Annotated in this window: 19 protein-coding genes; 14 read left to right on the forward strand and 5 right to left on the reverse strand. The window is 72.6% G+C overall.

What is annotated here, in order from left to right; genetic code table 11:
- The 8 genes from O7625_RS19885 to O7625_RS19920 all read left to right on the forward strand — a co-directional run bounded on the left by O7625_RS19885 (position 1) and on the right by O7625_RS19920 (position 9,518).
- Positions 1-1,239, forward strand: a complete 1,239-nt coding sequence (locus tag O7625_RS19885) for a mandelate racemase/muconate lactonizing enzyme family protein (RefSeq protein ID WP_282340491.1) — start codon at positions 1-3, stop codon at positions 1,237-1,239.
- 23 nt (positions 1,240-1,262) lie between these two features.
- The gene (locus O7625_RS19890; RefSeq protein WP_282340493.1) at positions 1,263-2,291 is read left to right on the forward strand and encodes an alcohol dehydrogenase catalytic domain-containing protein; all 1,029 of its coding nucleotides are present in this window, start codon (positions 1,263-1,265) and stop codon (positions 2,289-2,291) included.
- Entirely contained in the window at positions 2,288-3,049 is a 762-nt protein-coding gene (locus O7625_RS19895; protein WP_282340494.1) for an SDR family oxidoreductase, read from the forward strand. Before O7625_RS19890 ends, O7625_RS19895 begins: the two co-directional genes overlap by 4 nt.
- Positions 3,046-3,915 carry an amidohydrolase family protein gene (locus O7625_RS19900; RefSeq protein ID WP_282340496.1) on the forward strand — a complete coding sequence of 290 codons (870 nt, stop codon included), beginning with the start codon at positions 3,046-3,048 and terminating at the stop codon, positions 3,913-3,915. Before O7625_RS19895 ends, O7625_RS19900 begins: the two co-directional genes overlap by 4 nt.
- Complete coding sequence (locus tag O7625_RS19905) at positions 3,912-4,895, forward strand: aldo/keto reductase (RefSeq protein ID WP_282340498.1); 984 nt, start codon at positions 3,912-3,914, stop codon at positions 4,893-4,895. The genes O7625_RS19900 and O7625_RS19905 overlap by 4 nt, the downstream gene beginning before the upstream one ends.
- A gap of 54 nt (positions 4,896-4,949) precedes the next feature.
- Positions 4,950-7,349: an RICIN domain-containing protein gene (locus tag O7625_RS19910; protein WP_282340500.1), complete on the forward strand. Its 2,400-nt coding sequence runs from the start codon at positions 4,950-4,952 to the stop codon at positions 7,347-7,349.
- A 192-nt stretch (positions 7,350-7,541) separates the two neighbouring features.
- Complete coding sequence (locus O7625_RS19915; protein ID WP_282340502.1) at positions 7,542-8,342, forward strand: alpha/beta hydrolase; 801 nt, start codon at positions 7,542-7,544, stop codon at positions 8,340-8,342.
- Between the two features lie 306 nt (positions 8,343-8,648).
- Entirely contained in the window at positions 8,649-9,518 is an 870-nt protein-coding gene (locus O7625_RS19920; RefSeq protein WP_282340504.1) for an LLM class F420-dependent oxidoreductase, read from the forward strand.
- A gap of 158 nt (positions 9,519-9,676) precedes the next feature.
- Here the strand turns inward: O7625_RS19920 and O7625_RS19925 are convergent, their stop codons facing one another.
- Positions 9,677-11,323, reverse strand: coding sequence for an amidase (locus O7625_RS19925; RefSeq protein WP_282340506.1), 1,647 nt, complete (start codon positions 11,321-11,323; stop codon positions 9,677-9,679).
- Entirely contained in the window at positions 11,323-11,622 is a 300-nt protein-coding gene (locus O7625_RS19930; RefSeq protein WP_282340508.1) for a hypothetical protein, read from the reverse strand. Before O7625_RS19930 ends, O7625_RS19925 begins: the two co-directional genes overlap by 1 nt.
- A 529-nt stretch (positions 11,623-12,151) precedes the next feature.
- On the opposite strand from O7625_RS19930, the gene O7625_RS19935 reads away from it, so the two are divergent.
- Entirely contained in the window at positions 12,152-13,870 is a 1,719-nt protein-coding gene (locus O7625_RS19935) for a cellulose binding domain-containing protein (RefSeq protein WP_282340510.1), read from the forward strand.
- A 171-nt stretch (positions 13,871-14,041) separates the two neighbouring features.
- On the opposite strand, the gene O7625_RS19940 is transcribed toward O7625_RS19935, so the two are convergent.
- Positions 14,042-14,782: an SDR family oxidoreductase gene (locus tag O7625_RS19940; protein WP_282340512.1), complete on the reverse strand. Its 741-nt coding sequence runs from the start codon at positions 14,780-14,782 to the stop codon at positions 14,042-14,044.
- A gap of 59 nt (positions 14,783-14,841) precedes the next feature.
- Between O7625_RS19940 and O7625_RS19945 the strand changes: the two genes are divergently transcribed.
- Both O7625_RS19945 and O7625_RS19950 read left to right on the forward strand, forming a co-directional pair.
- Complete coding sequence (locus tag O7625_RS19945; protein WP_282340514.1) at positions 14,842-15,429, forward strand: TetR/AcrR family transcriptional regulator; 588 nt, start codon at positions 14,842-14,844, stop codon at positions 15,427-15,429.
- Between the two features lie 9 nt (positions 15,430-15,438).
- The gene (locus tag O7625_RS19950; protein ID WP_282340516.1) at positions 15,439-16,044 is read left to right on the forward strand and encodes a YdeI/OmpD-associated family protein; all 606 of its coding nucleotides are present in this window, start codon (positions 15,439-15,441) and stop codon (positions 16,042-16,044) included.
- Between the two features lie 4 nt (positions 16,045-16,048).
- Here the strand turns inward: O7625_RS19950 and O7625_RS19955 are convergent, their stop codons facing one another.
- On the reverse strand, positions 16,049-16,609 hold the full coding sequence (locus O7625_RS19955) for a GNAT family N-acetyltransferase (RefSeq protein ID WP_282340518.1): 561 nt from the start codon (positions 16,607-16,609) through the stop codon (positions 16,049-16,051).
- 137 nt (positions 16,610-16,746) lie between these two features.
- Between O7625_RS19955 and O7625_RS19960 the strand changes: the two genes are divergently transcribed.
- The 3 genes from O7625_RS19960 (at position 16,747) to O7625_RS19970 (ending at position 22,745) form a co-directional block, all read left to right on the forward strand.
- Complete coding sequence (locus O7625_RS19960; protein WP_282340520.1) at positions 16,747-17,037, forward strand: GNAT family N-acetyltransferase; 291 nt, start codon at positions 16,747-16,749, stop codon at positions 17,035-17,037.
- 172 nt (positions 17,038-17,209) lie between these two features.
- Positions 17,210-21,481 carry a family 43 glycosylhydrolase gene (locus O7625_RS19965; protein ID WP_282340522.1) on the forward strand — a complete coding sequence of 1,424 codons (4,272 nt, stop codon included), beginning with the start codon at positions 17,210-17,212 and terminating at the stop codon, positions 21,479-21,481.
- Positions 21,482-21,659: 178 nt separating this feature from the next.
- Positions 21,660-22,745, forward strand: coding sequence for a branched-chain amino acid aminotransferase (locus tag O7625_RS19970; protein WP_282340523.1), 1,086 nt, complete (start codon positions 21,660-21,662; stop codon positions 22,743-22,745).
- Between the two features lie 116 nt (positions 22,746-22,861).
- Here the strand turns inward: O7625_RS19970 and O7625_RS19975 are convergent, their stop codons facing one another.
- Positions 22,862-24,388: a family 43 glycosylhydrolase gene (locus O7625_RS19975; protein ID WP_282340525.1), complete on the reverse strand. Its 1,527-nt coding sequence runs from the start codon at positions 24,386-24,388 to the stop codon at positions 22,862-22,864.

Consider the following 24,388-nt stretch of genomic DNA (forward strand, 5'->3'; position numbering starts at 1 on the left):
ATGCGGATCACCGGATACCGGACGCTGACCACCGTGCAGGAGTGGGGACGTCCCGTCGGCGACGCCAACGGCGTCTTCACCGACGGGGTGACCACTGTCCCGATCATCGTGGTCGAGACCGACGAGGGCATCACCGGAGTCGGCCTCGGGCCGTACGCGGACGTCGAACGGATCTTCGCGGCGATCGACGGTGAGGACCCCCGCGCCGTGACCACCCTCTACGACCGGATGCTGCGGCAGACCTTCAAGGCGGGGCACGCCGGCTCGGTCTTCGGCACCATCGGGGCACTGGACACCGCGCTGTGGGACATCAAGGCCCAGGCGGCGGGCCAACCGCTCTGGCGGCTGCTCGGCGGACGCGACCGGCGGGTGCCCGCGTACGCCTCCGGCCTGGACATCGGCCTGGACGACGACGCGCTCGCCGCCGCCTACCAGGTCTACGCCCGGCACGGGCTGCGGGCCGCCAAGCTCAAGGGCGGCCTCGACATCGAGCGGGACCGGCACCGGCTGCACCTGGTCCGGGACGTGCTGACCGAGGCCGGGCGGGGGCAGCGCCCCGGCCTGATGCTGGACGTGAACGAGGCCTGGACCCGCAAGCAGGCCGTCCGGCACGTCGGCGAGCTGGAACGCACCCTGGACCTCGTCTGGATCGAGGAACCCGTACGGCGGTGGGACGCCGAGGGCCTGGCCGTCGTCGGGCGCGGGATCCGGGCGTCGGTCGCCACCGGGGAGAACCTGACCGGCCTCGAACAGTACCGGCCGCTGATCGCCGCGACGGCGGTCGACGTCGTGCAGATGGCCGCGGTGTGGGGGGTGACCCACTTCCTGCGGGTGGCCGCCCTGGCGCACGCCTACGACCTGCCGGTCAGCCCGATCGGCAACAGCCCCTTCGGTCTGCTGCACGCCGCCACGTCGGTGCCGAACCACCTGGTCAGCGAGCTACAGGACCTGCGGCCGCCGGTCGGCGTCGCCGTCGACCTGCACGTCGAGGACGGCGCGTTCGTCCTCGGCGACGCGCCGGGGCTGGGCGTCACGCTCGCCGAGGAGGAGATCCGGCGGTATCCGCGCCGCTCGGACGTGCCCACCCCGGAGGGGCCCAACGTGCGACCGGAACGCGCCGGACACCGGCTGCTGGCGGTGGCCGAGCAGGCCCCCGCCGGGCCGGGCCGGTACGTGACCCCGCTGCCCGGCGCGGCGGCGCACCACCACGACGGCCTGCCGTCCGCCGTCCGGCACTGACCCCGACCCACGAGGGAGCACGCATGAAGGCAGTGGTCTACCGAAGCGCGCGGCAGCTGGAGGTCGAGCGGCGTGCCCCGGAGCCGCCGGGGCCCGGCCAGCTGCGCATCGCGGTGGCCTACACCGGGATCTGCGGCACCGACCTGCACGTCTACCACGGCGACATGGACGCCCGGGTGGGCGCCGCCGCGGTGATCGGGCACGAGATGTCCGGCCGGGTCGCGGAGGTCGGCCCGGACGTCACCGGTTTCGCGGTGGGCCAGCCGGTCACCGTGCTGCCCACCCGCTACTGCGGCCGGTGCGTCGCCTGCCGGCGCGGGGACTCGCACATCTGCCATGCGATGAACTTCCTCGGGGTGGACTCGCCGGGTGCCATGCAGTCGTCGTGGACGGTCCCGGCCGACCTGGTGGTGCCGCTCCCCGACGAGCTGCCGCTCGACGAGGCCGCCCTGGTGGAACCGGTCGCGGTCGCCGTGCACGACGTGCGGCGGGGCCGGGTGACCGCCACCGACCAGGTCGTGGTGGTCGGGGGCGGGCCGGTCGGCGTCCTCATCGCCACGGTCGCCCGGCACCGGGGCGCGCGGGTCCTGCTGGTGGAACCGGACCCGTTCCGCCGGTCGGTGGCGGCCGGGCTCGGCATCGACGCCGTGGACCCGGGGGACACCGACGTGCCGGCGCTGGTCGACGAGCGCACCGACGGCGCGGGCGCGGACGTGGCCTTCGAGGTCTCCGGCTCCGCCGCCGGGGTCGGCACCGCGGTCGACGTGCTGACCACCCGGGGCCGCCTGGTCATGGTGGCGATCCATCCGCAGCCCCGACCGGTGAACCTGCACCGGGTCTTCTGGCGCGAGCTGGAACTGCTCGGCGCCCGGCTCTACCGGCGTGAGGACATGGTGGAGGCGGTCGGGCTGGTCGCCTCCGGTGTGGTCCCGGCCCGGCGGCTCATCTCCCGGGTGGTGCCGGTGGACGAGGTGGCGTCGGCCTTCACCGCCCTCGAGGCCGGCGGCGGTGTGCTGAAGGTACTGCTCGACCTGCGGGAGGCCGACCGATGAGCGCCCTGTTCGACCTGTCCGGCCGGACCGCCGTGGTGACCGGCGCCCGCCGGGGCATCGGGCTGGCGATGGCCGAGGCGCTGGCCGTCGCCGGTGCCGACGTCGTCGGCGTCTCGGCGCAGCTGGAGGCCACCGGGAGCGAAGTGGAGCAGCGGGTACGCGCGGCCGGCCGCCGGTTCACCGCGCTGCGGGCCGACCTGGCCGACCGGGCCGCGGTGCGCCGGCTCGTCGGGGAGCTGCGTGACCTCGGCCCGATCGACATCCTGGTCAACAACGGCGGCACCATCGCCCGCGCCCCGGCGGCGGAGCACTCCGACGAGATGTGGGACCACGTCATCGAGGTCAACCTGACCAGCCAGTTCGTGCTGAGCCGGGAGATCGGTCGGGACATGGTCGGCCGGGGGAGTGGGAAGATCATCTTCACCGCCTCGCTGCTCAGCTTCCAGGGTGGCATCACCGTCCCCGGTTACGCCGCCGCCAAGTCCGGCCTCGCCGGGCTCACCAGGGCGCTGGCCAACGAGTGGGCGGCGCACGGGGTCAACGTCAACGCCATCGCCCCCGGCTACATCGCCACCGACAACACCCGGGCGCTGCGCGAGGATCCGGAGCGCGAACCGGCCATCCTCGCCCGGATCCCGGCCGGCCGGTGGGGACGCCCCGACGACCTGGCCGGCGTCACGGTGTTCCTGGCCGCGCCGGCATCGGACTACGTCAACGGCGTCGTGCTGCCCGTCGACGGCGGATGGTTGGGCCGATGACCACGCCCGGACGCGCCGACGTCATCGACGCCCACCACCACCTCTGGACCCGGTCCCGGCACCCGCAGCCCTGGATCGACCCGACCACCATGGCGGCGATCGACGCCGACTTCACCCCCGCCGACCTCGCCCCGGTGGCCCGCGCCGCCGGGGTCACCCGGACCGTGGTGGTGCAGGCCAACTCCACCGAGGCCGAGACGGTGGACCTGCTGGGCGTCGCCGCCGCCGACACCCTGATCGCCGGGGTCGTCGGCTGGCTGGACGTGACGACCGACGACGTCGTCGACCGGCTGGCCCGGCTACGGGCCGCCCGGGGCGGCGACCTGCTGGTCGGCGTCCGGTACTCCGTCCAGGACGAACCCGACCCGACGTTCCTCGACCGGGCCGACGTGCGGCGGGGGATCGCCGCGGTGGGCGCCGCCGGGCTCGCCTTCGACCTGCTGGTCCGGCAGCACCAGCTCGGCGCGGCCGCTCGGGTGGCGCGCGACCTGCCCGAGGTACGGTTCGTCCTCGACCACCTCGGCAAGCCCGCGCTCGGCGGAACCGACCTCACCGACTGGGTACGCGACCTGCACGCCCTCGCCGCGTCCCCCAACACCACGGCGAAGCTCTCCGGACTGGTCACCGAGGTGCACCGGCCGGCCTGGACGTCGGACGACCTCCGACCGGCCGTCGAGCACGCCCTCGACGTGTTCGGCCCGGACCGGCTGATGTTCGGCTCCGACTGGCCGGTCTGCCTGCTCGCCAGCTCCTACCGCCGCTGGATCGACACCCTGTCGGCACTGCTGGCCCCGCTCGGCCCCGACGAACAGGCGGCGATCTGGCGGCGTACCGCGCGGCGGGCGTACCGGTTGGCGGCGTCGTGAGAGCGCACGCGCTGCCCCGCCGGGCTACGGTCCGGCTGACCGAGCTGGGGTTCGGCGGTGCACAGGGCGGCAACCTCTACCGGGCCACCACCGACGAGGAGTTCGCCGCCGCGGTCGACACCGCGTGGGAGGGCGGCCTGCGTTACTACGACACCGCGCCGCACTACGGGCTCGGGCTGTCCGAGCGGCGGATCGGGGCGGCCCTGCGGTCCCGGCCGCGCGACGAGTACGTGGTGTCGACGAAGGTCGGCCGGCTGCTCGTCCCGTCGCCATCGGACGCGCACCGACGCGACCCGGAGGGGTTCGACGTCGCCGCGGACCACCGGCGGGTCTGGGACTTCAGCCGGGACGGGGTGCTCCGCTCGCTGGAGTCCAGCCTGGCCCGCACCGGCCTGGACCGGGTGGACGTGGTCTACCTGCACGACCCCGACGACCACTGGGAGCAGGCCGCCACCGAGGCGGTGCCCGCCCTGGTGGAGCTGCGCGACCAGGGCGTGGTGGGGGCCATCGGCGCCGGGATGAACCAGTCCCACCTGCTCACCCGCTTCGTCCGGGAGACCGACGTCGACGTGGTGATGTGCGCCGGCCGCTACACCCTGCTCGAACAGGGCGCGCTGGCCGACCTGCTGCCCACCGCCGAGGAGCGGGGCGTCGGCGTGGTGGTCGCCGGGGTCTACAACTCCGGTCTGCTCTCCCGGGACCGGCCACCGGCCGACGCGACCTACAACTACCAGCAGGCCCCGCCGGAGCTGATCGACCGGGCTCGGCGGATCGCCGACGTCTGCGGGTCCTACGGCGTCACCCTGCCCCAGGCGGCGCTCGCCTTCGTCCGCCGGCATCCCGCGGTCGTCTCGACGGTCGTCGGGCTGCGTACCGCGGCGCAGGTGACGCAGAACCTGTCCCGGTCGGACGCCGACGTCCCGGCGGCGCTGTGGCCGGCGCTGCGCGCCGCCGGTCTGCTCGACCCGGTGGCGGCATGATTCCACCGCGACCGGGGGCACCCCACCACACCCCACCCCGATAGGAGTCCCACCGTGTCCGTCCCGACAATCCCCAGGGGGCGCCGGCAGGTGCTGGCCGGGCTGGCCGCCACGGCGGTCACCGCCGTGGCCGCCGTGCTCGCCCCGGCCACCCCCGCCCTCGCCGCCACCACCACCCTCTACGCCGCGCCCTCCGGCAGCGGCACCGCCTGCGCCGCCAGCCAGCCGTGCACCCTGACCGAGGCGCAGAACGCCGTCCGGTCCCGCACCGCCGGCATGTCCGGCGACATCGTCGTCGAGCTGGCCGACGGCGTCTACCGGCTGACCGCGCCGCTGCGGTTCACCGCCGCCGACTCCGGCACCAACGGCTACACCGTGACCTGGCGGGCCGCCGCCTCCGCCCGCCCGCAGATCAGCGGGGCCAGGGCGGTCACCGGCTGGTCGCAGGTCGACGCCGGGAAGAACATCTGGCGGGCGAGCGTGCCCGCCGGGCTGGACAGCCGGCAGCTCTACGTCAACGGCGCGGTCGCCACCCGGGCGCGGACCGCGGTCAACCGGGCCGACTTCACCTTCACCACCAGCGGCATGCGGTTCAGCAACGGCGCGCTGAGCTACCTCAACAACCTGGGCAACCAGAACCGGGTCGAGGTGGAGAGCGTCGGCTCGTTCACCGACCGGTACTCGCCGGTGCAGAGCATCAGCGGCAACTTCCTGACCATGCAACAGCCGGCCTGGAACAACAACACGTTCGGCTTCGACACCCTGTCCAAGCCGCACCGGGCCGGCCCGTTCTACCTGGCCAACGCGTACGAGTTCCTGGACAGCCCGGGGGAGTGGTACCTCAACCCGGGCAGCGGGCAGCTCAACTACATCCCGCTGGCCGGGCAGAACATGAACAGCGTCAGCGTGGAGCTGCCGCAGTTGTCGTCCCTGGTCAACGTCGGGGGCAGCTACGACGCGCCGGCGCACCACATCGCGTTCAGCGGGATCACCTTCACCGGCACCAGCTGGCTCGGCCCGAGCAGCAGCAACGGCTTCGCCGACCAGCAGACCGGCGCGCACATCGTCGGCACCTGGGCGCGTCCGGCCGACGCCCTGACCTCCTGCCAGGAGGGTTGCCCGCTGTTCGAGGCGACCCGGCCGAGCTGGGCCCAGATGCCGGCGGCCGTGCAGGTCTCCGCCGCCAACACCGTCACCTTCAGCGACTCCCAGTTCGTCAACCTCGGGCAGACCGCGATCGGTATCGGCAACGACGCCAACGCGCACGCCAGCGGGGTCGGCCTGGGGGCCAGCAACATCACCGTCACCCGCTCCGAGATCGCCCGCAACTCGGCCGGCGGGGTGGTGGTCGGCGGGGTGCGCGCCGACGCCCACCACCCGGGCGACCAGCGGATGGTCAACCGGAACATCACCATCAGCAACAACCGGGTGCACGACCTGGGGCTGGAGTACCGGGGCGTGGTGTCGATCCTGACCACCTACGTCAACACTTCGCTGGTGTCGCACAACGAGGTGTACAACATGCCGTACACCGGGCTGTCGGTCGGCTACGGCTGGGGCGCCAACGACGCGGGTGGCAGCAACCACTACGCCGACCGGGGGCTCTACAACTACCAGCCGCGCTACTCGACGGCCACCACGGCGGCCAACAACCAGGTCGTCGGCAACTACGTGCACGACGTGATGCAGCAGATGACCGACGGCGGCTGCATCTACACGCTGTCGGCCAACCCGGGCGGACTCATCAGCGAGAACCACTGCCTGCGCACCAACGGCTGGTTCGGGCTCTACTTCGACGAGGGCTCCCGCTACTACACCGCCCGCACCAACGTGTTCGCCAGCACCGGCACCTGGGCCACCGCCAACTACTGGTACGCCGAGAACATGGGCAACTTCACCGTCACCAACAACTGGTCGACCAACAACAGCACCAACGTGACCAACGGCGACCGGGGCAACGTCGTCAACAACAACACCGTGGTCAGCAACAACAACTGGCCCTCGGGCGCGCAGACGGTGATCGCCAACGCCGGCGTGCAGGGCACCGGCAACCCGCCCCAGACCCAGGCCGGGCAGCTCGTCGGGGCGCAGTCCGGCCGGTGCGCCGAGGTCACCGGCTCCAGCACCACCAACGGCGCGCAGGCCCAGCTCTGGGACTGCACCGGCGGGGCGAACCAGCGGTGGACCCGGACCGCCAGCCGGCAGCTCATGGTCTACGGCACCAAGTGCCTGGACGCCTCGGGGCAGGGCACCAGCAACGGCACCCAGGTGGTCATCTGGGACTGCAACGGGCAGGCCAACCAGCAGTGGAACGTCAACGCCAACGGCACGGTCACCGGGGTGCAGTCCGGCCTCTGCCTGGACGCCAACGGCGCGGCGACAGCCAACGGCACCAAGTTGATCCTCTGGGCCTGCAACGGCGGCACCAACCAGCAGTGGAGCCTGCGCAGCTGACCGGTCGCGCCCGCCCGGTCCGCCGGGTGGGCGCGGGATCGGGCCGCCGATGTGCACGTGGCGGCGCGGCCGGGTGAACCGGGTGCGGGGCGGGCGACGACCGGGTCGCCCGCCCCGCACGCCGTCGGCCCACCGGTTAACATGGCCGCAGCGTCGCGTGCCGGTGACGGACGGATCGTCAGGCATGGAGGCGTGGTAGCGAAAGGTGGCACTGCCATCTCGCCGACTCAGGCAACGATCTCCGAGCGGATCACGGTCTATCCGGCCGCCGACCGTTTCACCGGCCCCCGGCCGGCCGTGCTGGTCCTCCCCGGCGGCGGCTTCCGGGAACTCCCACCGCACGAGGGGGAGGGCTACGCCCGCTGGCTGGCCAGCATCGGGCTGCACGCCTTCGTCCTCGAATACCGGCTGCTGCCCGACCGGTTCCCCGCACCGTTGCAGGACGCCCGTGCCGCCCTGGACCAGGTCAGGAGCGGTGCCCACGGGCTCGACACCGGCCCGGTGGGGGTGATCGGCTCCAGCGCCGGTGGGCAGCTGGCCGGCCTGCTGATGACCGGTGCGGTGCTGTCGATCGAGACCGGCGTCGTCGACCCGCCGCGTCCGGACTTCGCGATCCTGGCGTACGCCCTGGCCGACCTGGATCTGCTTCCGCCGCCGGCGGTCGAGGGGCTGCTGGGTGAGCTGATCGCGATCAAGGACGAGCTGTCGCCGGCGCGGCACGTGGACGCGACGGTCTGCCCGACGTTCGTATGGGCGGCCGCCCAGGACCCGCCGGGGGTTCCCAACGCCCTGGAATGGGCCCGGGTGCTCGTGGCGGCCGGGGTTCCGGTCGAACTGCACATCTACCCGCGCGGTGGACACGGCATCGGGCTGGCCGACGGCGTCACGTACGGCGGCCGGAGCCACCCCTTCATCGCCCGCGACGCGCACACGGCCACCTGGACCGACGCGTGCGAGGCGTGGCTGCGGGCCGAGGGTTTCCTGACCCCCTGACCGGCCGGTTTCCGGTGCGGGTCGGGCCGGCGGACCGTCACCGTAAGTGGCAAGCCCTGCTGGTCGATCTCGTCACCGAGGCGCGGGGTCCGGAGTCGGCGGACTACCTGGCCCCCCGTCCCTGCTGGCGGCCGTCCGGAGCGACCTTGTGGAACACCTGCGGGACTGGCCCGAGGAACGCTGGGAGGCGGGGCTACGTGCCCTGACCCGCGCGGTGCCGGGCGGCTGACCCTTCGTCCCCCGGCCGGTCGGCGACCGGGCGGACGGCCCGGTGCGCGACTAGGCTCGGTGCGGAGGTGGCGAGGCATGAGACTCGGACTGCACTACTGGAACTACTCGACCCCGGCCGATCCGGCGGCGATCGCACCGACCCTGATCGAGACGGCCACCATCGCCGAGGAGGCCGGCTTCGCGTCGTTCACCGTGATGGACCACTACTTCCAGATGGAGGCCATGGCCCCGGCCGAGGAGCCGATGCTGGAGGCGTACACGACGCTGGGTTTCGTCGCGGCGCGGACCTCGCGGATGACGCTCGGCGTGCTGGTCACCGGCGTGATGTACCGCTACCCTGGGCTGCTCGCCAAGATCGTGACCACCCTGGACGTGCTCTCCGGCGGCCGCGCCCGGCTCGGCATCGGCGCGTCCTGGTACGAGCGCGAACAGCACGGCCTCGGGGTGCCGGTGGTGCCGGTGGCCGAGCGTTTCGAGCGGCTGGAGGAGACGCTGCGGATCTGCCGGCAGATGTGGAGCGACGACGACGGGCCGTTCGAGGGCCGGCACTACCGGCTGGCCGAGACGCTCAACTCGCCGCAGCCGCTGCAACGGCCCCACCCGCCGATCATGATCGGTGGCAGTGGCGAGAAGAAGACCCTGCTGCTGGTGGCCCGGTACGCCGACGCCTGCAACCTGTTCGGCAGCAGCCCCGCCGAGGTGGCGCACAAGCTGGACGTGCTGCGTGGGCACTGCGCCGCCGAGGGCCGCGACTACGACGCCATCGACAAGACGGTGATCATGATGCGACCGCCGCTGGCCGACGTGGACGGGTTCCTCGCCGAGGTGGCCGAGTACGCCGCGCTCGGGGTGTCCGAGGTGCAGGTCACCCCGGACCGGCACCCGGTGGAGTTCACCCGGCGGGTCGCCACCGAGGTGCTGCCGAAGCTGGCCACGATCGACTGAGGTCGGTCACCACCGGTCGACCCGGCCGGGCGGACGCCGCAGCCGGCGATCCGGCCGGCCGGGAGGTGCCGGTGGCGGCGCCTCCCGCCCGGCCGGCTGTGGTTCGCCGCCGGGTGCCGTCCGTCCGCCGGTGAGCCGGCGGACGGACGGCGTGACGGTCACTGGCTGAGCCGGGCCACCTCCTCGGCGGTGAGCCGTAGACCGGCCGGGGCCGCGCCGCGCGCCGTCGCCGGGGTGGCCGGCGGGTCGGCCGGTCGCCGCAGGTGCCAGTCGGTGACCGCCTGGTAGGCGGCGACCACCGACAGCAGCCGGTCCTCGCCGTACGGCAGGCCACCGAGGATCGTGCCGATCGGCAGTCCCGCGCCGGTGAACCCGATCGGGAAGCCGATCTCGGGCAGGCCGAGGATGTCGAACGGGACCGGGCCGGTCTGCACCACCACGTCGCAGCCGGCGAAGAGCTGGTCGAGCACCCGCTCCATCAGCAGCAGCTTGGCCCGCTGGCCGGTGATGAACTCGCCGCCGCCCAGTAGCGCGCCCTGCAACCAGCCGGTCACCGACACCCCGAAACCGCGCAGGTCGGTGCGCAGGTAGGGCAGGAACGGCTCGGTGCGCTCCGGCAGCCGTACGTTGTTGAACGCGCTGCCGGTGAGCAGGTCCCACTCGTCGGGCAGCGGCACGTCGACGATCGTCGCGCCGGTGATCGCGGCGAGCTTCGCCAGGTACGCCTGCCGGGCCAGCGCGGTCTCCGAGGTGCCGGCGGTGAAGCCGGGCAGCACCCCGATCCGGGTCTTCCAGCGCAGCTTGAGCTTGCCGGCCTGGTAGGTGGGGGTGGCCGCGTCGATCAGCTTGGGCACCTCGGGCAGGCCCTGGCTGCGCGGGTCGGCCGGGTCCTCGCCGGCCATCGCGGTGAGCATGATGGCGGCGTCCTTGGCGTCGCGGGCAAGCGGGCCGGGATGGTCGCGGGTGTAGCTGAGCGGGATGATCCCGTGCAGCGACACCCGGCCCATGGTCGGCTTGAGCCCGGTGAGGTTCTGCGCGTTGGACGGCGCGGTGATCGACCCGCCGGTCTGGGTGCCGGTGCCGGAGGTGGCGAGCCGTCCCGCCACGGCGGTGGCCGTGCCGGTGGACGATCCGCCGGGGTCGGTGGCCGGGTTGGTGGGGGTCCAGGCGTTGACCGTGGTGACCACCCCGCTGGGCGTGGTGGCCCGGGTGGTGGCCAGCGGACCCATCTGGGTCTTGCCCAGCGCGATCGCCCCGCCGCCGGTGACCAGCCGGGTCACCGCCGTGGCGTCGTACGGTGGCCGGAAGTCGGCGAACAGGTAGGAGCTGGCGGTGGTCGGCACCCCGGCGGTGTAGTAGTTGTCCTTGATGGCCAGCGGGATGCCGTGCAGCGCGCCCCGGTGCGGCTTGCGGGCCATCGCGCGGGCCGCCTTGACCGCCTGCTCGGCGAGCACCAGGTTGAACGCCTGGTAGGTCGGCTCGTAGCGGGAGATCCGGGCCAGGTACGCCTCCACCAGCTTCTCCGGGGTGAGCTTGCCGGCCCGGATCAGCCAGGCCGCCTCGGCGATGGTCAGTTCGGTCGGGTCGGCCACCGCCTCCGGGCGCGGCTTGACGTAGGCGTTGGGTACGGCCAGCGCCGGGTTGTAGCGACCGGCCGGCACGGCCGATGTTCGGGTGCTGCCGGCCGCCGAGGCGACGGCGGGCAGGCCGACCACGCCGCCGACGGCCGAGGCGGTGGCCAGCGCGGCGGTACGGGCGAGGAAGGCGCGACGGTCGACGCCGTGGTCGGCAGGTGCTGTGCTCATCACTTCCGCCATTCCGTGCTGATCGAGGGGTAGAGCATCGGCGCGGGCTGCTGGGACAACGCCCTGGCCACGGCCGGGTCGGTGCCCGCCGGGGCGGGCGGCTGGTAGGCGGCGAGGGTGCCGACGGTGCTACGGACGAACGAGCGCAACGAGGCCAGCACGGTGTCCTGTCCGGGGGAGCCGGTCTGCGGGTCGGCGGTGGTGCCGGCGGGCAGCTGGCCGAGGTCGATGCCGAGCGACGCGAGGCGGGCGCGGATGAGGACGTCCAGCTCGGCGTCGGTCGGTGGGGTGGGGGCCATGACGCTCCTTGAGGGGTGGGCGACGATGACCCACTGTCGAGCCGGATCGTGTCACCAACGTGACAAGTTGATCTCGGCGTCATGAAGCCACGCAGGTCAATGCCCGTTTGCCCCGCCCTCTGATGTCGACGGACCGGGTTTCCCGGTGCGGTGACCGTCGCCGCCGGGACGACGTTCCGCGGGTGGTGACCGTCGCCGCCGGGTCGACGTTGCGCGTGCGGTGACCGTCCCCGCCGGGTCGACGTTCCGCGGGTGGTGACCGTCGCCGCCGGGTCGACGTTCCACCGGGCGGTGAAGTGGCGTGTCCGGGGTCCGGTCGACCCGATTGCCGGGTGCTGGTCTAGATCGTCGCCTGTCGATTCGATGGCTGGTGTTGTGGCGCGTCTGCGCAGGTGGGAGCGGGTGGCGGAGGGCCTTCCTTGACCGGCGTCGATGGGGGAAACTAGAGTCCGGGCGGTTAACGTTAACAATGAAGTCAGTCGATAGAAATCGAAAGTGTCACCACCACCACCACGCAGGAGGACGCACCATGACGCAGGAGCAGAGCGCGCCGGCGGGCGACGAGCGAAGGCGAATCAGCCGCCGGGCCGTCCTGACGACGATCGGGGCCGTCCCGGTCGCGGCGGCCACGGCGGTCATCGGGGCCAGTGAAGCCTCGGCCGCGCCGGCCAGCATCAACCCGTCGGCGCAGCGGCAGACGATCAAGGGCTTCGGGGCGATGGTCCACGCGGCCTGGATCGGCGACCTGACCGCCGCCCAGCGGGAGACGGCATTCGGCACCGGTGAGGGGCGGCTCGGGTTCTCCGTGCTGCGGATCCCGGTCGGCGAGAGCCAGGCGGACTTCAGCCGTGACCTGGCGACCGCGAAGCGTGCCGCCGAACTCGGGGTGACCGTCTTCGCGTCGCCGTGGAACCCGCCGGCCAGCATGATCGAGACGTTCACCCGGGGCAGCCAGACCAACGCGAAGCGGCTGCGGGCCAGCTCGTACGGCGCCTACGCGCAGCACCTGAACGACTTCACCGTCTACATGCGCAACAACGGCGTCAACCTCTACGCCATCTCCGTGCAGAACGAGCCCGACTACGCCCACGACTGGACGTGGTGGACCTCCGGCGAGATCATCAAGTTCCTCAAGGAGAACTCCGGGGTGATCAGCACCCGGGTGATGGCTCCGGAGTCGTTCCAGTACGTCAAGTCGATGTCCGACCCGATCCTCAACGACGCCACCGCGCTGGCCAACGTCGACATCATCGGGGCTCACCTCTACGGCACCTCGTACTCCAACTTCCCGTACCCGCTGTTCAAGCAGAAGGGCGCGGGCAAGGAACTGTGGATGACCGAGGTCTACTACCCGAACAGCAACGCGAACTCGGGTGACGCCTGGCCGGAGGCGCTCGACGTCGGCGAGCACATCCACCGCTCCATGGTCGACGCCGAGTTCCAGACCTATGTCTGGTGGTACCTGCGGCGCAGCTACGGCCCCATGCGTGAGGACGGCCAGATCAGCAAGCGGGGCGCGATGATGGCGCACTTCGCCAGGTTCGTCCGTCCGGGGTACGTGCGGATCGACGCCACGGCGAACCCGGCGACGAACGTCTACGTTTCGGCGTACCGCAGCGGCAACAGCGTCGTCATCGTCGCGGTCAACAAGAACACCTCGTCGGTGAGCCAGCAGTTCAACATCTCGGGCGTCACCGGGTCCAGCAGCGTCGCGAACTGGCTGACCGACGGGAGCCGGAACGTCGCGCCGCAGAGCGCGCTCACCATGTCGAACGGCTCGCTGACCGTCAGCCTGCCCGCCCGCAGCGTGATGACGTTCGTGACCAGCATCAGCGGCACCACGCCGACCCCCACGCCCACCAACACGCCGACCCCCACGCCGACCCCGACCCCGACCCCGACGCCGACCCCCACCCCGACGTCCGGTGGGAGCGGACCCCGGGTCGCCTACACGATGAACACCTGGGACTCCGGCTTCACCGCCAGTATCAGCATCACCAACACCGGCACCTCGGCGATCGACGGCTGGACGCTGGCCTTCACGCTGCCGTCGGGTCAGTCGGTCACCTCGGCCTGGAGCTCCACCATCTCGCCGAGCAGCGGCCAGGTGAGCGCCCGCAACGTCAGCTACAACGGCACGATCGCCCCCGGGGCGACCATCGAGATCGGCTTCCAGGGCAGCCACACCGGCAACACCGCCGAGCCGACCGCCTTCACCCTCAACGGCATCCCCTGCACCGTGGTCTGACCGGCCGACCGGAGCAACCCGTACGGCCGCCGCGGCACCGCGGCGGCCGTACCCGTTGCGGGCGTTCGCTCCTCGGGTGGCGTGCGGGCAGATGGTCGGTGCCGTGGACGAACGCCTGACCGTGGGACGGGTGGCGGAGCTGGCCAGGGTCACCTCCGGCCGACCCCACCCTCAGCCCTGGCGGGTCGGCCGGATGGTCAGGTCGCCGATCTCGACGTCGTCGGGTTGGTCGATGGCGAAGGCGATCACGCGGGCGACCGCGCCGGGGTCGAGGCCGATCTCGGCCATGGTCCGCTGCACCTCCTCGCGTACCCCGGGGTCGTCGATGGCCTGGTCGACGAGTTCGGTACGCACGTAACCGGGGGAGATCGAGGTGGTCCGCAGCGCTCCGGTGGTGCTCTCCTGCCGCAGGCCCTCCAGCAGGGTCCGCACCGCGTTCTTCGTCCCGGCGTACACCGCCTGGGTGGGAGTGATCTTCAGGCCGGAGGTCGAGACGACCGTGACGAGGTGACCGCTGCCCTGGCGGGTGAAGACGGGCAGGGCGGCGGCGATCCCGTGCAGGACGCCCTTGACGTTCACGTCGACCATCGCCGACCAGCCCTCGACGTCCAGCTCGGCGACGGTGCTGAGCCTGCTGATCCCGGCGTTGCCCACCAGGACGTCCAGCCGACCGAACCGCTCGACGGCGAGGGCGACCAGGGACCGCAGGTCGTCCGGGGCGGTGACGTCCACCCGGGCGGCGACCGCCGTGCCGCCGGCGGTCTCGATCTCGGCGACCAGGCGGTCGAGCCGGTCGGTGCGGCGGGCGCCGAGGACGACGGACGCGCCGAGCGCGGCGAGGTGGCGGGCGGTCGCCGCGCCGATGCCGCTGCTGGCGCCGGTGATCGCGACGACCTTTCCGGTGATGGTCATGATGCTCCTCGGGGTAGAGTGGACACATGTCCGGTTACTCCGACGAGCTTAGCGGACACGTGTCCGCTTCTGTCAAGGGCGCGGCGGCCTCCCGTGCCGACGCGCGGCGCAACCGCGAGCGCATCCTCCGCGCGGCCCGCGACCTGGTGCACGAACCGGGTGAGCTGAAGCTCAACGCGGTGGCGAAGGCCTGCGGCATCGGGCAGGGCACCCTGTACCGGCACTTCCCCACCCGGGAGGACCTGCTCGTCGAGGTGTACCGCAACGAGGTCGACGACCTGGTCGCCGCGGCCCCGCGCCTGCTGGCCACCCACCCGCCGGTGGCGGCGTTGGCCGCCTGGTTCGACCGGGTGGCCGCCTATGCCCGGGTCAAGCGGGACGTGTTCGCGGCCGTCGAGGCGGCGACCTGGCGTGACCTCGCCGCGCACAGCCTCGGCCCGATCGGCGAAGCCGTGGAGCTGCTGCTCGCCGCCGGCCGCTCGGCCGGCAGCATCCGCGCCGACGTCGAGGCCCGGGACGTCATCGTCCTGATCGGTTGGCTCTCCCGGGTGGACGACGCCGAACTCGACAGCCGGGGGCCGCGCCTGCTGGCCGTCCTCGTCGATGGCCTCCGCGCTCCCGGTGGGAATGTCACCGGTAGCGGCTAACCTGCCGGCATGGTGAGCGCGGAACTGGACGAGTTGATCGTTGCCGACGCGGACGCGTTGCGCGCCTGGCTGACGGCCCACCACGACACCTCACCCGGCGTGTGGCTCGCCCTGACCCGCAAGGGCGGCACCGTCACCACCCTGACCTGGCAGCAGGCGGTCGACGAGGGGTTGTGCTTCGGCTGGATCGACGGGCAGGCCCGCAAGCGGGACCAGGAGAGCTCCTGGATCAGGTTCACCCCCCGCCGGGCACGCAGCTCCTGGTCGCAACGCAACGTCGCCCACGTGGCCCGGCTGGAGGAGCAGGGCCGGATGCAGCCCTCGGGCCGCGCCGCGGTGGCGGCCGCCCGGGCCGACGGGCGGTGGGCCGCCGCCTACGCCCCGCCCTCGGAGTCGCAGGTACCCGCCGACCTGCTCGCCGCCATCGCCGCCGACCCCGCCGCCCAGGCCATGTTCGACGTGCTGACCAGTGCCAACCGGTTCGCGCTCACCCACCGCCTCAACGCCGTCAAACGGGCGCAGACCCGGGAGCGGAAGATCGGCGAGTTCGTCGCGATGCTGGCCCGCCAGGAGACGATCCACCCGCAGAAGGCCCGGCCGCCGCACCCGCCGTGAGTGGTCACCGACGGGCTGCGCCGCGCCAGGTGTCGACGTCCAGCGCGTAGGTGTAGCCGTCCACCCAGCCCTGTTCGGCGTGCCAGGAGTCACCGACGCCGTGCTGCTCCCGGCGCATCCCGACCTTCTCCAGCACCCGCACCGAGGCGAGGTTGTCGGCGAAGCATCCGGCGGTGATCCGGCGGACCCCCAACCCGGTGAACGCGTGGGCCAGCACCGCGACGACCGCCTCGGTCGCGTAGCCGTGGCCCCGGTGCGCCGGGTCGAAGACGTAGCCGAGGGCGGCCTCCGTGCGGGTCGGCATGCCGGGCTGCCCCATCCCGTCCAGCAGCTCCAGCGAGACGGTGCCGATCAGCCGGTCGTCCAGGGTGACCGCCATGCTGTGGTCGTCGGGGTCCGCCGCCGCCCGCCGCCAGGCCGCCCGGAACGCCGCCGGCTCCACCTCGGTGCGCAGCAGCCAGTAGGTGACCTCGGGGAGGTTGCGGTACTCGAGGATCCGGTCGACGTCGCCGTCGCTCACCGGGCGCAGGTCAAGGCGGGCGGTGCGGAGCGTGGTGCCGTCCATGCGGCGGGACTCTAGCCCACCCACCGTCGTGACCGGCGGTCATTTCCGCCGACGACCCCGGTGCACCGTCCGCCCCCTGCGGGCGTTCGTCGCTGCCCCCGCGTCCGGCGTGTTTGGATGGTCCGGTGGAGTTGACTGTGACAGACGTGCCGGACCGGGAGCGGTTCGAGGCGCGCGACGAGACCGGTGCGCTGGCCGGGCTGGTCACCTACCAGCTGACCGGCGCCATCATCGCCTACACGCACACCGAGGTCGATCCGGCCTTCGAGGGCCGGGGGGTCGGCTCGACACTGGCCCGCGCGGTCATGGACGACGCCCGCGCCCGGGGGCGGACGGTGGTGCCGATCTGCCCGTTCCTCAGTGACTGGTTGGGCCGGCACCCGGAGTACGCCGACATCGTGGTCCGGTCCACCCGCAGGATCAAGTAGTCCGCCGGGGCGGTTCCGGTCGCTCGACGGGGGGCGGGGCGGGTGTCGGGTGGCCGGGCGGTGAGCGGGTGTGAGCGCAGCGCAGCGGCGGGGTTCGTCTCCTTGACGGGGTCTGTTTGTTGCGCTGACAATTCCAGCCTGTTAACGCTCACATGACACCGAGGAATCCCCCATGCGCTCAGCAGTTCCCCGGGACCACCACACCACCCCCACCCCCCGCCGCACCCGTACCCTCGCCACCGCCACCCTGCTCACCCTCCTCGCCGCGCTGACCCCCGCCGTGGCGACACCGGCCGACGCGGCAGCCGCCGACGTCACCGCCGGCCTGCTGCTGCGTTACGACCTCGACCAGCGCACCGGCACCACGGTCACCGACGCCTCCGGACACGGCAACGACGGCACCCTGGTCGGCGGCGGCACCTGGACCGGCCCGGACGGGCTGCTGCTCGACGGCGTCGACGACCACGTCAAGCTGCCGGACAACATCCTCGCCGGCCGGTCGTCGCTCACCGTCGCGGTCGACGTCATGGTCGACCCGACCCAGCAGACCCCGTACTTCCTGTGGGGCCTGGGCAACCCGGCCACCTCCGCCGCCGGCACCGGCTACCTGTTCGCCAGCGGCGACGCGTTGCGCGCCGGCATCACCACCACCAACTGGGCCGGCGAGAAGGTCACCGGCACCGGCGGCAACCTGACCCGGGGGGTGTGGAAGTCGGTCACCTACACCCAGACCGGCACCACCGGCACCCTCTACGCCGACGGCGTGCAGGTGGCCCGCAACACCGCCGTCACCGTGCCGCCCAGCGCCGTCGGCAACGGCGTCACCACCAGCAACCATCTCGGTCGGTCCACCTACGCCACCGACCGGTTCCTCAAGGGACGGGTGGCCAACTTCCGGATCTACGACCGGGCGCTCACCGCCGCCGAGGTCGCCGCGATCGTGCGACCCGAGGAGTCCGACCAGACCCGGGCCGAGTCCGCCGCCGCCGCGCTGTCCCTGGTGCACGCCGACGACGTCCGCGGCAACCTGACCATGCCCACCACCGGTCGGCACGACGCGACCGTCCGCTGGCGCTCGGCCCGACCGGAAATGGTCACCGCCGACGGCGTGGTGCGTCGTCCCGCGCACGGCACGGGCGACACGACGGTGCCGGTGACCGCCACGGTCACCGTCGGCAGCGCCACCGCCGAACGGACCATCGCGCTGACCGTCCGGGAACTGCCGGCCCCCGCGCCCTACGCGGGCTACGCGTTCAGCTACTTCACCGGCAACTCGATCGCCGGGGAGAAGATCTACTTCGCCGCCAGCCGGGGCAACAACGCCCTCCAGTGGACCGAGGTCAACGGCGGCCAGCCCAGGTTGGAGTCGACCCACGGCACGCTGGGCCTGCGCGACCCGTTCCTGATCCGCAGCCCGGAGGGGGACCGGTTCTTCCTGATCGCCACCGACCTGTCGATCGGCCGCAACGGCGACTGGGACGCCGCCCAGCGCCGGGGCAGCCGCTACCTGGAGGTGTGGGAGTCCACCGACCTGGTGAACTGGTCGGCGCAGCGGCACGTCGAGGTCTCCCCGCCCACCGCCGGCAACACCTGGGCGCCGGAGGCGTACTGGGACGCCGAGCGCGGCGAGTACCTGGTCTTCTGGGCCTCGAAGCTGTTCGCCGAGAACGACCCGGGCCACACCGGCAACACGTACAACCGGATGCTGGCCGCCACCACCCGCGACTTCGTCACGTTCAGCCCGGCGACGGTCTGGCAGGACCGAGGCGAGTCCCGGATCGACTCCACGATGATCCGCGAGGGTGACACCTACTACCGGTTCACCAAGGACGAGGGCGGCGGCGGCACCGGCTGCTCCGACATCATCCAGGAGAAGTCCCCCTCGCTGACCGCCGTCGACCTGCCCGGCCGGCCCGCCTGGACGATGCTCGACTCGTGCATCGGCCGGGACGCCGGCACCTCCGCCGTCGAGGGCCCCACCGTGTTCAAGGCCAACCCCGGCGACACCTCCGGCTCGCGGTACTACCTCTTCGTCGACGAGTACGGCGGCCGGGGCTACATCCCGCTGGGCACCGACGACCTGGCCAGGCCGGACTGGAAGGTGCCCGCCTCCTACCGGCTGCCGGCCAGCCCGCGGCACGGCACCGTCATCCCGGTCACCCGCGCCGAACTCGACGCGCTGACCGACGCGCCGCCGCCGGTCAGCGCCAACGCCGACGGGGTGGTGGCCCACTACCGGCTCGACCAGACCACCGGCGGCACGGTCACTGACGACTCCGGCAACGGCCACCACGCCACCCTGGCCGGCGACGCCCGCTGGGACGCCGGCAGCCTCACCCTCGGCGGCACCGACGGCCACGTCGACCTGCCCGACAACATCATGTCCGGCCTCGACGAGATCACCGTGTCGATGGACGTGAACATCGCCGCCGACCAGGCCACCCCGTACTTCGTCTGGGGGCTCGGCAACACCGACGCCGCCGGCGTCGGCAACGGCTACCTCTTCACCACCGGCAACGACTACCGCACCTCGATCAGCCTCGGCAACTGGACCGGCGAGCAGACCGTCACCGGCGGCCGGGCGCTGCCCCGGGGGGTGTGGAAGACCCTGACGTACACCCTGAACCGGGCCGGCACCGCGCGGCTCTACCTGGACGGGGTGCGGGTGGCCGAGAAGACCGGGCTGACCCTCACCCCCGGTGACATCGGCGGCGGCCGGACCATCGCCAACTACCTGGGCCGCTCCCAGTACGCCAGCGACCGCTACCTCAAGGGCCGGATCCGCGACTTCTCCCTCTACAACCGGGCGCTCAGCGACGCCGAGGTAGCCGCGCTCGGCAGCAACGGCACCAGCGTGGTCGCCGTCGAACTCGACAGCCTCAAGGTCCCGGCCGTGGTGGACGCCGCCGCCGGCACGATCACCCTGCCGGTCCGGCCGGGCACCGACCTGACCAGCCTCGCCCCGCGCTACCTGGTCGCGCCGACCTCCACCGTCAGGCCCGCCGGGCCGCGCAACTACACCCGGCCGGTGGCGGTCACCGTCACCAGCGCAGCCGGGGCCACCCGGGTCTGGACGGTGCGGGCGGTGCCGATGAACACCCCGGTGCTGCCCGGCTTCAACGCCGACCCGAACATCGTCCGGTTCGGCGACACCTACTACATCTACGCCACCACCGACGGCTTCCCCGGCTGGGGCAGCTCGACGTTCACCGTCTGGTCCAGCCGCAACCTGGTCGACTGGACCGCCCACGACACCATCCTCGACCTCGGGCCGGACATCAGCTGGGCGGACACCAACGCCTGGGCGCCGGCCGCGATCGAGAAGAACGGGAAGTACTACCTGTACTTCTCGGCGCAGCAGAACATCGGCGTCGCGGTGGCCGACTCGCCGCTCGGTCCGTTCGTCGACCCGCTCGGCCGGCCGCTGGTCAGCAAGGCCGACTACGGCAACGCCCAGCAGATCGACCCGGCGGTCTTCACCGACGACGACGGGAAGAGCTACCTGTACTGGGGCAACGGCACCCCGTACGTGGTCCCGCTGAACGACGACATGATCTCGTACGACGTCGCCCGGCGGGTCCGGCTGACCGGGCTCACCGGTTTCCGCGAGGGCCTGTTCCTGCACAAGCGCAACGGGGTGTACTACCTGTCCTGGTCGATCGACGACACCGGCAGCGAGAACTACCGGGTCGGCTACGGGACGGGCAGCAGCCCGCTCGGGCCGTTCACCAGCCGGGGGGAGATCCTCACCAAGGACCCGGCCCAGGGCATCCTCGGCACCGGGCACCACTCGATCATCCAGGTGCCGGGCACCGACGACTGGTACCTGGCGTACCACCGGTTCGCCATCCCGGGCGGCGACGGCACCCACCGGGAGACCACCATCGACCGGCTGTACTTCGCCGCCGACGGCACCATCGAACCGGTGGTGCCCACGCTGAGCGGGGTCGAGCCGCTGCGCTACCGGGGCGGGCAGCCCCGACTGCGGATCACCGACCCCGGCACCGACGGCTGGTACGGCGCGAACGCCGCGCTCACCCTGGCCCACGGCGAGCTGATCAGGCTGGTGGAGTACCAGATCGACGAGGAAGGCTGGTTCCCGTACCGGGAGCCGGTGGCCCTGCCGGCGGGCCGGCACACGGTGCGGTACCGGGCGCAGGGGGTCAACCTGTTCTGGAGCGAGCCGTGGTCGGTGTCGGTGCAGGTGGACCGGGTCGCGCCGACCGCCGAGGCGACCCTGGTCGGCCGCACGCTGGTCGTCACCGGCCGGGACGCCGACTCCGGGGTGGCCCGGTTGGAGTACCGGCTCGACGGTGGGGAGTGGACCACCTGGACCGGGGCGGTGCCGCTGGACGACCTGGCCCACGGCGTGCGCTACCGCGCGGCCGACGTGGCCGGCAACGTCGGCGAGGTGGGCGTCCTGCGGATTCCCGCGGTCCGCTAGCCACCACCCGGACGCGCCGCCCGACCGGAATCCCGGCCGGGCGGCGCGTCCGGGTGTCCGGGCCACCGTCGACGCCGCCGGCCGCCCCCACATGAGCGTCCCTTCAGGACATGATGGGGCGGCGACGTGCGGCGACGCGTCGTCGTGTGCACCGACACCCCTCGCGAGGAGAGCCCGGATGACCGCGCAGTTCCCGTTCGTCCCCACCGACCACCCGACCCCGCCACGGACCCGGGAGGAGATCCTCGCCGACCCCGGCTTCGGCCGGTACTTCACCGACCACATGGCGACCGCCGCGTGGTCGGCGGACGCCGGTTGGCACGACCACCGGGTGGGCGCGCTGGAGCCGTTCACCCTCCACCCCGGCGCGGCGGTCCTGCACTACGCGCAGGAGATCCTCGAAGGCCTCAAGGCTTTCCGGCACGCCGACGGCAGCATCTGGCTGTTCCGCCCGGAACTCAACGCACGCCGGTTCGCCGCGTCCGCCCGCCGGCTGGTCCTGCCCGAGCTGGACGAGGAGACCTTCGTCGAGAGCGTGGCCGCGCTGGTCCGCGCGGACGAGGCCTGGGTGCCGCCGTACGGGGGTGAGCAGAGCCTCTACCTGCGTCCGTTCATGTTCGCCGCGGAGGCGTTCCTCGGGGTGCGCCCGGCCCGGCAGGCCACCTACTGCGTGCTGGCCTGCCCGGCCGGGTCGTACTTCCCGAACGGGGTCACCGGCGTCACGCTCTGGGTCAGCACCACCTACAGCCGGGCGTCGATCGGGGGCACCGGCGCGGCGAAGTGCGGCGGCAACTACGCGGCGAGTCTGGCCCCGCAGCGGGAGGCCCTGGACTACGGCTGTGAGCAGGTGCTCTACCTGGGCGGCGAGGACCGGCGCAGCATCGACGAGTCCGGCACCATGAACGTCTTCTTCGTGACCCGCGACGACCGGCTGCTCACCCCCGGGCTGGGCACCATCCTCGACGGGGTGACCCGGGACAGCGTGCTGACCCTCGCCGCCGAGCACGGGCTGGAGCCGGTGCAGCGCACGATCGACCTGGACGAGCTGCGCGCCGGGTTCGCCGACGGGTCGCTGACCGAGGCCTTCGCGGCGGGCACGGCGGCCGTGATCACCCCGATCATCGGCCTGAAGAACCAGGACTTCACCCTCACCGTCGGCGACGGGACGCCGGGCAGGCACACCCGGGAGTTCCGGCGGCACCTGCTCGACATCCAGGCCGGTCGGGCCGAGGACCGGCACGGCTGGATGCGCCGGGTCCGGTAGCGACCGGCCCGGCGGGTCGTAGGCCGGTCGCTGTCCCGCCCCGCCCCGCCGTCCGCCGTCCGCCGACCCGCCGGCCCGTCGGGCCGGGCATCCGACCCGGCCCGACGGGAAACGGCTCACTCCAGCACGAAGGTGGCCTCGGCGTTGCCGGTGGCGTCGGCGACGGTCCGCAGGTAGAGCAGACCACCGCTGTGCCGCAGGTACTGGCCGGGGTAGTTGACCGCCTCGAACGACACCCCGGCGGGGTTCGACAGGCCGGTCCGCTGCACGAAGCTGGCGTCGGCGCGGTACGTCGACGAGGCGTCGTCCCGCTCGACCCACACCTCCCAGTTGCGGTGCCGCAGGTAGTAGCCGGGGAAGTTGGTGGACTCCAGGGACACCGTGTTGCCGCCGGCCAGGCCGGGCACCAGACGGAACTGCGAGTCGGCGAGGTTCGTCACGTTCGCCTCCAGCCGGGCCCGGTACTCCCAGTGCCGGACGAACCGGTCGGGCAGGTTGTCCGACCGCAGTCGGACCGGGGTGGCCCCGTCGGGCACCGGGATGCCGAAGTTGGGGGTGCCGTCGGCGTTCCAGTAGACCTTCTGGACCCGGGTCCGCCGGTTGGGGTCGCGCAGCGGGTCACCGCTGATGTCCCGGTAGTTGCGGTCGTGGTAGACGAGGATGTCGCTGAGCCCGTCCTCGGAGACGGTGAACGAGTTGTGCCCCGGCCCCCACTGGCCGGTGGCGGCGTTGCTGGTGAAGACCGGCTGCGGCGACTTCACCCAGGACGACGCCTTGAGCAGGTCGCTGCCGGCCGAGGCGGTCAGCAGACCGAGGCAGTAGTTGGCGTCGGTGGCGCTGGCCGAGTAGGTGAGGAAGATCCGGCCGTTGCGTTGCAGCACGGTCGGCCCCTCGTTGACCTTCACCCCGCCGCGCATCTCCCACTCCAGGGTGGGCACGGCGATCCGGGTCGGTGCCCCGCTGAGCGTCCACGGGTTGGCCATCCGGGCGATGTAGAGGTTGGAGTTGGTGGCGATGCCCGGTTCGGCCTGCGCCCAGATCAGGTAGCGGACCCCGTTGGTGACGAAGGTCGAGGCGTCCAGGGCGAAGGTCTCCCAGGGGGTACGGATCTGCCCCTTCTCCGCCCAGCTCGCGGTCAACGGGTTCGCCCCGGTGCCCTCCAGGACGTACATCCGGATCGCCCAGACGTTGTCGGTGGCGCCGGCGGCGAAGTAGACGTACCACCGGCCGTCGATGAAGTGGATCTCCGGCGCCCAGATGTGCGCGCCCATGATCCCGCTGGTGTGCCGCCGCCAGATGACGGTCTCCGGGGCACTGGAAAGGCCCTGGAGGGTGGTGGCCCGGCGGAGCACGATCCGGTCGTACTCGGGGGCGGTGGCGGTCAGGTAGTAGTAGCCGTCGGTGTGCCGGACGATGTGCGGGTCGGCGCGCTGCGCGACCAGCGGGTTGGTGACCCGCACGGCGGGGGCCGCCCCGGCCGGGGCGGCGGCGGTCAGCAGGGTGGTCAGCAGGGTCAGCACGATAAGCGCCGCCGTCCGAGCCCGGCCGGGGTGGCGGGCGGGCGGCGGGTCGGTGCGGGGTGCGGTGGCGGGCGGGTGCGGGTACGGCGGGACGGCCGACCGGGGATGGTGTGAGGCGGACAC

The organism is Micromonospora sp. WMMD714, assembly GCF_029581315.1.
Taxonomy (GTDB): domain Bacteria; phylum Actinomycetota; class Actinomycetes; order Mycobacteriales; family Micromonosporaceae; genus Micromonospora; species Micromonospora rifamycinica.